The following is a 7,790-nucleotide window of genomic DNA, read 5'->3' on the forward strand; positions in this document are numbered from 1 at the left end:
GAAGTTGACGATCTTGTTCGTTCGCGTGCGACCGGTCAGAACACCCCTGTTCTTCTTGCTTACACCTTCTATAAAAACTTCGATATCCCTACCGACCAGCTCTTTATTTTTTTCCAGACTGATCCTGTTTTGCAGTTTAATAAGCCTGTCAAAGCGATCCGCCTTAACATCGGCCGTCACCCGGTTTTCCATGTTCGCCGCCGGAGTTCCCTCACGCGGTGAAAAGATAAACGTAAACGCCGAGTCATAGCGGGCCTTCTCAACAATATCCAGCGTATGCAGGAAATCCTCCTCTGTCTCGCCCGGGTATCCGACCATGATGTCCGTGGTAAGACTTACGCCGGGGATCGCTTCATAAATCTTCTCGACCGTCTCGAGGTATTTCTCCTTGGTGTATTTCCTGTTCATTACCTTAAGAACAGTATTCGAGCCTGCCTGCACCGGAAGATGGATGTGCTCGCATATTTTATCCCCATGTGCGATCGCATCGATGATATCATCCGTCAAATCTTTAGGATGCGATGTCGTAAACCTGATTCGCCTTAAGCCCGCTATCCCGTTCAGATCGGTTAAGAGTCGCGCAAAACTGCTTTCTCCGTAGAGGTCGCGACCATAGGAGTTTACGTTTTGTCCGAGCAAGGTTATCTCGATAACGCCGTCAGATATCAGGCGTTCTACCTCGGCATGGATGTCCTCAAGCGTGCGGCTTGCCTCTCTGCCCCGCGTATACGGCACGATGCAGTAACTGCAGAAGTTGTTGCAGCCTATAATTATGGGAATCCAGGCGTGGTATGCTTCTTCCCGAAGGCTCGGCATAGTAGTCGGCATGATTTCGATTTTATCCGCTATCTCGCAGATCGATTCGCGCCGCCGCTCGACCGATTCTATCATATGCCCCAGGTTGGGCATATTAAGCGTGCCGAAGACTATATCGACGTGTGGCGCTTTTTTAAATATGAGTTCTTTTTCATCCTGCGCCACGCAACCGCCGACGGCGATTATAAGGTCGGGTTCGCTTTTCTTGCGGCTCCTTAGATTGTTGAGGTTACCGAAAAATCTGTCCTCGGCATGTTCTCTTACCGTGCAGGTATTAAAGATCAGAATCTGCGCGTCATCGGCGTTTTCTGCTTGTGCGTAGCCGATATCGGTGAGCAGCCCGGCCATGCGCTCAGAATCGTGTTTATTCATTTGGCAACCAAACGTGGTTATATGGAATTTCTTCATCGAAGATATTGTAACAAATGCGCAGTAAAAAGCCAGTGTTAAGTTGGCGACTGTCAAGTAGACCTACTCCGAAATAACCAGCGCATGCCTCGCATGTAGGGGCTTAAGCTTGTCTCGGCCCTCCCCGACATAGCACACCAATCTTTAGAAGCCAGAAGCCAGAATAAAACCTTTGTCTTAGAAAGGTATGAATTCGCCTAGACGCTAGGTAGTGGCAATCACTGTAAGTGCACTCGAGATTCTTCACAACGCTTCAGAATGACACTTCTTAACTCTTGTGTTTCATGCTACCTACTGTATACTCCCTGCTAAAACCCACACCCTCGGCCTGCAATCGTTCGATATTTGAAAATGACGACAAGCTTTATCGCTACAATCGACGCTTTTTTTCAAGTTGGACGAGGGTCTTGTCGGGGACGTAGATAGTTCCCAGGCGCAGGCCGTGGGTTGAAAGGGGTCCGTGGCAATCGGAGCCGCCGGTTACCACGAGGCCATAATCGTACGCGATTTGCAGGTAGTGTTTTACAACATCGGGTGTGTGCTCGATATGGTAGGCCTCAATCCCATCAAGGCCCATGGCGACAAACTCGGGGATGTGTTCGTCCAGGCCGGCCAACCCGGGATGTGCGAACACCGCAACGCCTCCCACTTCGTGAATAAGGGAGATCGCTTGGCTGGGCGAATACACAAACTTATCGATATAACAGAGAGAACCGCGTTTCAGATATTTAACAAAAGCCTCAGATATCCTAGATACCTGATTGTTCTTAAGGAGCGCTCGCGCGATATGGGGACGGCCAACGGATGCGCCGCCCGCTACCTCAAGCACTTCCTCAAACGTGATGTCCAGGCCTTCGCCTTGTAAACATACAACGATCTTTTCTGCGCGCTCAATGCGCGCTTTTCTTAAGGAACTTAAAGCTTTGTCCAACACGCGGCTTTTGTAATCAATAAAAAAGCCGAGAATATGTATATCTCGGCTATTATATCTTGAGCTCAGTTCAACTGCCGGTATAACCCTGGTATCCAGCCTTTCTGCAAAGGCCAGTGCCTCCTGGATTCCCTCAACGGTATCGTGGTCTGAGATCGCGATCGCATTGAGACCCAAGTTAGCCGCTAGCTCCACAACCTGCCCGGGGCTTAAGCTGCCGTCAGAAGCAGTCGTATGGAGGTGTAGGTCAACCGACATATTGATTGGTGTCCTCTACCTTGGCTCAACGATCAGCTTGATCGCAGTGCGCTCTTCGCCATTGATCTGAATGTCGGTGAACGCCGGGACGCAAACGAGGTCTAAACCGCTCGGTGCAACAAAACCTCTTGCAATAGCTACCGCTTTGATTGCTTGATTTAGGGCTCCTGCGCCAATCACCTGAATTTCCGCCCGCCCGCGTTCCCTTAGAACACCGGCGAGAGCTCCGGCTACAGAATTCGGACTCGACTTTGATGAAACCTTTAGTACTTCCATTTAATCCTCCTTAACGGCGTACGAGTAAGTGCTTGGTATATCTGCAATGTAGTAATTCGACACTACTCGATTAGTTCCTTCATTAATATAGCAAATATTGCCATTAAATGTAATTAATTTCCTTTCGATTGTAACTTAATCGTTACTTTTAGACAATCTTTATCAGCTTGAACATCAGCAGCTTCGTTAATTTCTATGAAATACTTGTCTCCGATCGCCGTAAAACTATCACCGATCAGCTTTGCCAAGTAACTGAGATCTTCCTGCGATATACGCCTCGCGAGAGGCTCTTGTTTTAAAAGATCTATCTTTTGTCTTTCGGGCTCTTCGCGCCCTGCTTGGTTGTTGAGCGCCTCTAGAATGGTGCTTAAAGGATCGACCCTGTTGCTTACAATCCGCTGGGCGTTTCTAACCGAGATCTTGAGACCGAGCCTTCGCTCGGCAACGTCCGATAGCATCGCCGCGGATTTTACTGAGTTCACGCAGCGCCAGATTTTAAAATCCTGCGCTTTGACGCCCTCTGTATCGTCGTTACCCTGTGCGCACAGGTGATACATAGTCGCCAGAATCTCAGTAGGTGAGCCGAGGAATATTGTAAGGTCCTGGTTATCGAGGTTGAACTCGAGAACTGTTCTTATAATATTGTGCGGCCCTCGTATGATTATCGGCTCACCTTTTCTATACTTTATAGTCGGATATGTGGACTGGTCTTTACGCTCGTTGAGGAGGCCGGTGCTGGTTTGTACCCTAAAGACGCTTCCTCTACCAGGGGACGAAAACACAAGCTCGATTTCATCGGCGGCTTGTTTAATGGAAAAAAGCGCCATTCCCCTGCCATGGATACCATAGCGGTCGGTGATAACGTTTTCGAGCTTGGAGGTAACACGAGGTTCAAATACTTTCTCGTGTAGCTCTGTTGGGATGCCGTTACCATCATCAATAATAGTAACCTTGCGAATAAGATTGTCTTCCTTTGTGGAGGCGACAAAAATCGTGGAAGCACCCGCATCACGCGAGTTCCGGAGCATTTCGAGGACGATATCTTCCATCGATTGGATATCGTGTTTGGCCTGACGTCGTTCCGCTTCGCTAACGTTTAAGCGGACAAAGCCCTGCCCAAAATCCTCTTCGATTTTCAGATACTGGTCCCCAGTAAGGTTTGCTACAAAGCTTAGCAAAGAGTTGTTTGTGGTTTCTGACATCTTTAGACCTAGCGCTAGTACAAATAATACTACCTATATTGTTCTATGGAATACCTGTTTTGTCAAATCTTAGTATAGATGAGCAGTGAATTTAAATAGGTTAGCCCAACAAATATAACATATTACAACTGTTACATACCGCATAAAAAAGCAAGAGGGGTTTTTATGCCCTCTTGCTTTATCACTTTGTGCTCGTTGAGATGCTTAAATAGCTTATTGACATCTCTAACGGCTTGGCCGGCTATTTAGCGTACTCTATGGCCCTATGCTCTCGAATAACGACCACTTTGATCTGGCCCGGATATTCGAGTTCGCTTTCGATTTGCTTCGCTACATCACGCGCAAGGAGCGCCGCTGAAGCGTCATCCATGTCTTCGGGCTTTACCATGATACGAAGCTCACGGCCCGCCTGCATGGCGTAACACTTCTCAACACCCCGGTAGGACTCGGCGATGGTTTCAAGCTTCTCAAGACGCTTGACATAGCTCTCGAGCGTTTCGCGTCGTGCTCCGGGGCGTGCGCCTGAAATCGCGTCTGCCGCCTGAACGAGAACGGCCTCGACCGATTGTGGCTCGATTTCGCCATGGTGCGCCTCTATCGGGTGCACGACAGCTGCCTGCTCGTGGAATCGCTTTGCAAGTTCCGCACCGATAACGGCGTGCGGTCCCTCGACCTCGTGATCAATGGCTTTGCCGATATCGTGCAGCAGACCAGCTCTTTTGGCCAACCTGATATCGGCGCCAAGCTCTGCTGCCATAATACCAGCCAGGTGCGCCACCTCGATGGAGTGCTGCAGGACGTTCTGTCCGTAGCTGGTGCGGTATTTCAGCCGTCCCAGGACTCTCACAAGCTCCGGATGGAGCCCGTGGATGTCGGTGTCAAACGTGGCCTGTTCGCCCACCTCGCGAATGTGCGCTTCTACCTCATCACGTGCCTTCTCATACATCTGCTCGATTCTCGCCGGATGTATGCGCCCATCTGCAATGAGCCTTTCCAGCGCAAGGCGTGCAATCTCCCTTCTTACCGGGTCGAAGCTCGAGAGAATAACCGCCCCCGGAGTATCATCGATGATGAGGTTGATACCCGAGAGGTTTTCAAAGGCCCTGATGTTTCGGCCTTCCCTCCCGATAATTCTACCCTTCATTTCATCGCTTGGCAGCGGTACCACTGAAACGGTTGTTTCAGCTACGTGGTCGGCCGCGCACCTCTGGATTGCGAGGGCGACCACGTTACGCGCCCTCTTTTCGGCCTCGTCCTTTGCTTTTGCCTCGATGTCGCGGATCATCATTGCGACTTCATGCCTGGTTTCGTCCTCTACCCTCTTAAGGAGCAGTTGACGAGCCTCCCCTGCTGAAAGACCAGCAATTTGTTCCAGGAGTTTTAGTTCTTTTCCATAGATTTCAGAAAGCTCATTTTCAACTCTCGCAATCTCTTTTTCGCGGTCTGAAAATGACCGCTCTTTTCTGTCCAGGTTACTTGATCTTCCATCCAGCGACTCTTCCTTCTGGCTAAGACGTCTCTCCATGCGCTGGATCTCGTTCCGCCGATCGCGCAACTCACGCTCAGCTTCTGAACGCAATGCGTGAATTTCATCCTTAGCATTAATTAAAGCTTCTTTCTTTTTAGATGCTGCTTCCTTTTCTGCTTCAGATAGTATTCGTTTTGCGGCTTCTTCGGCGGAGGCAAATTGTGCTTCTGTAGACGTGCGGCGAATGAAATAGCCGGCCGCGTAACCAGCGGCGGCAGCTATAACAGCTACAATTAAGTATATGATCGCTGTACCCATTGTTGCCCCCTTCCTTTCAATAAAAAAAACCGAGCTATCGCTCGGCAAAAATCCCTACTAAGAATTTGCATACGGTCAACTACCCAGCCTTGATCGCAGGTTAAGACGGCCGAATAATCTCTCATCTTTAGTTGTTTTACAATCTATGTAAAACTAAAAAACGAAGTTCTTAGTAAAGCATTTTCACCAGATACGTCACACCTCTATACTATCTTTACGGATTTTTACTGTCAAGAAATAGAACATCTTTGCACACATCGTAGACGATGGATGCGGTATAGCCGCGGCGCAGCAACAATTGGCTGAGGCGCCGGAAGGAGGCGTTTTTGTCCAGGCCTTTGTACGTGGGCAACTTTGTCTCGGCAAGTCTCTTGGCCAGTTTATATTCCTCATCGGGAGATGTGTTTTCTTCGAGTTTTTCAGCTATTATCTCATCCGGGATGCCCTTCAATCTTAGCTCTTGCTTGATGCGTTTTGGGCCGTATAGCTTGGAATTCATACGGCTTTTCGTCCATGATCGGGCGAAATCCTCATCGTTTAAGTAGCCGAGGCGACGCAGCTCGCTTATCGCCTCCGAGATGATATCCGGATTGAAGCCGGCCGTTTTTAGCCTATCTGATACCTCGTGCTCGCTTCGGGCGCGGTACGAGAGAAGAAGAACGGCGCGGTTTACGGCGCGCCGTTTCTCAAGGGAAAAATCCAGATTTTCAAGTTCACTTGGCGCAAGTTGCCGGCCTTTGAAGAGGCCGGCCTCGACGATTGTTTCAGTATCGTAGGCGCGCCAAAATGTGCCATCTATAAAGATGGAGGTTCGCCAGGGTCTTTTAACTTGCTGCTCGAGTGCTGTAATTGTAACTATCTTCTCAGGTTGCATAATTATAACTATGTCTATAACTATAGCTTACGATTCTACGAGTTCGGTCTCGGTTGCGATTTCTTCGGTCTCGGCGGGTTTTATTAGGCCGACCTTCTCCCTGACCTTGGTTTCTATCTCATGCGAAAGCTCCGAGTTGTCTAAGAGTGTTTGCTTTGCCGACTCGCGGCCTTGGCCGAGGCGTTCCTCATTGTACGTGTACCAGGAGCCGCTCTTTTGGACGATGCCATACTCTACGCCGAGATCAAGCGTGCTCCCCTCTTTTGAGATGCCTTCACCGAACATGATATCGAACTCGGCCTGTCTGAATGGAGGGGCGATCTTGTTTTTAACGACCTTTGCCCTCACTTTGTTGCCCGTAATCTCTGTGCCCTGCTTTATAGAATCCGCTCTGCGGACGTCGATTCTGATTGAAGCGTAAAACTTAAGCGCCCTGCCGCCCGGTGTTACCTCGGGGTTGCCAAACATGACGCCGATCTTCTCTCTCAGCTGATTGATAAAGATGGCGGTGGTATTTGATTTGCTTATCGCGCCGGAGAGCTTTCGTAATGCCTGACTCATAAGCCGGGCCTGCAGGCCAACATGGGAATCGCCCATTTCGCCTTCGATTTCGGCTCGTGGAACGAGGGCCGCAACCGAGTCGATGACGATTACATCTATTGCACCTGACCGGACGAGCATTTCTGCAATTTCAAGGGCCTGTTCGCCGGTGTCCGGCTGGGAGATGAGAAGTTCGTCGGTGTCTACCCCCAGGTTCTTTGCATAGATGGGGTCGAGCGCGTGCTCTGCGTCAATAAAGGCCGCTAAGCCACCGTTTTTCTGGGCCTCAGCGATGACGTGCAGCGCAAGCGTTGTCTTTCCTGAAGATTCGGGACCGTAGATCTCGACCACCCGGCCTCTCGGAACCCCTCCGACACCGAGAGCGATATCGAGCGCAAGCGCCCCTGTTGAGATGACGGCTACATCCATCCGTGATGGATGCTCGCCGAGTTTCATGATTGCGCCTTTGCCATACTTTCTTTCTATCTGTTCTTTGGTTAGTTCAATTACTTTATCCCGGTCCATATCTACTCCTGTGTATTAGTTTAACTGATTATGTGCCGGCCATGTGCCGAATTTATATAGAAGGCTTCTTATTAATGATATTCGAACAAACGTTCGCTGTCAAGCAGCAGCTTACGGGCACAGTTTGATCCTTTTATCCATTATGTGCCACGGCGCAAAAGCACAACTACCTTT

Annotated in this window: 7 protein-coding genes; all 7 read right to left on the reverse strand. The window is 49.6% G+C overall.

The genetic code is table 11. From position 1 onward, the window contains the following. A partial coding sequence (gene miaB / locus COY37_RS08920; RefSeq protein ID WP_286977294.1) for a tRNA (N6-isopentenyl adenosine(37)-C2)-methylthiotransferase MiaB occupies positions 1–1,224 on the reverse strand: 1,224 nt, incomplete at its 3' end. Between the two features lie 370 nt (positions 1,225–1,594). Continuing rightward, the gene (locus tag COY37_RS08925; RefSeq protein ID WP_286679279.1) at positions 1,595–2,413 is read right to left on the reverse strand and encodes a PHP domain-containing protein; all 819 of its coding nucleotides are present in this window, start codon (positions 2,411–2,413) and stop codon (positions 1,595–1,597) included. A 15-nt stretch (positions 2,414–2,428) separates the two neighbouring features. Further along, complete coding sequence (locus COY37_RS08930; protein ID WP_286679278.1) at positions 2,429–2,689, reverse strand: stage V sporulation protein S; 261 nt, start codon at positions 2,687–2,689, stop codon at positions 2,429–2,431. 113 nt (positions 2,690–2,802) lie between these two features. Then, positions 2,803–3,891, reverse strand: coding sequence for an ATP-binding protein (locus COY37_RS08935; protein WP_286977289.1), 1,089 nt, complete (start codon positions 3,889–3,891; stop codon positions 2,803–2,805). A 241-nt stretch (positions 3,892–4,132) separates the two neighbouring features. Further along, complete coding sequence (gene rny / locus COY37_RS08940) at positions 4,133–5,677, reverse strand: ribonuclease Y (protein WP_286679276.1); 1,545 nt, start codon at positions 5,675–5,677, stop codon at positions 4,133–4,135. Positions 5,678–5,891: 214 nt separating this feature from the next. After that, complete coding sequence (locus COY37_RS08945; protein ID WP_286679275.1) at positions 5,892–6,551, reverse strand: regulatory protein RecX; 660 nt, start codon at positions 6,549–6,551, stop codon at positions 5,892–5,894. A 27-nt stretch (positions 6,552–6,578) separates the two neighbouring features. Beyond that, a complete protein-coding gene (recA, locus tag COY37_RS08950) occupies positions 6,579–7,616 on the reverse strand; it encodes a recombinase RecA (protein WP_286977292.1) in 1,038 nt (345 codons plus the stop codon). Positions 7,617–7,790 lie beyond the last annotated feature (174 nt).

The organism is Candidatus Aquicultor secundus (assembly GCF_002791875.1).
Lineage (GTDB): Bacteria > Actinomycetota > Aquicultoria > Aquicultorales > Aquicultoraceae > Aquicultor_A > Aquicultor_A secundus.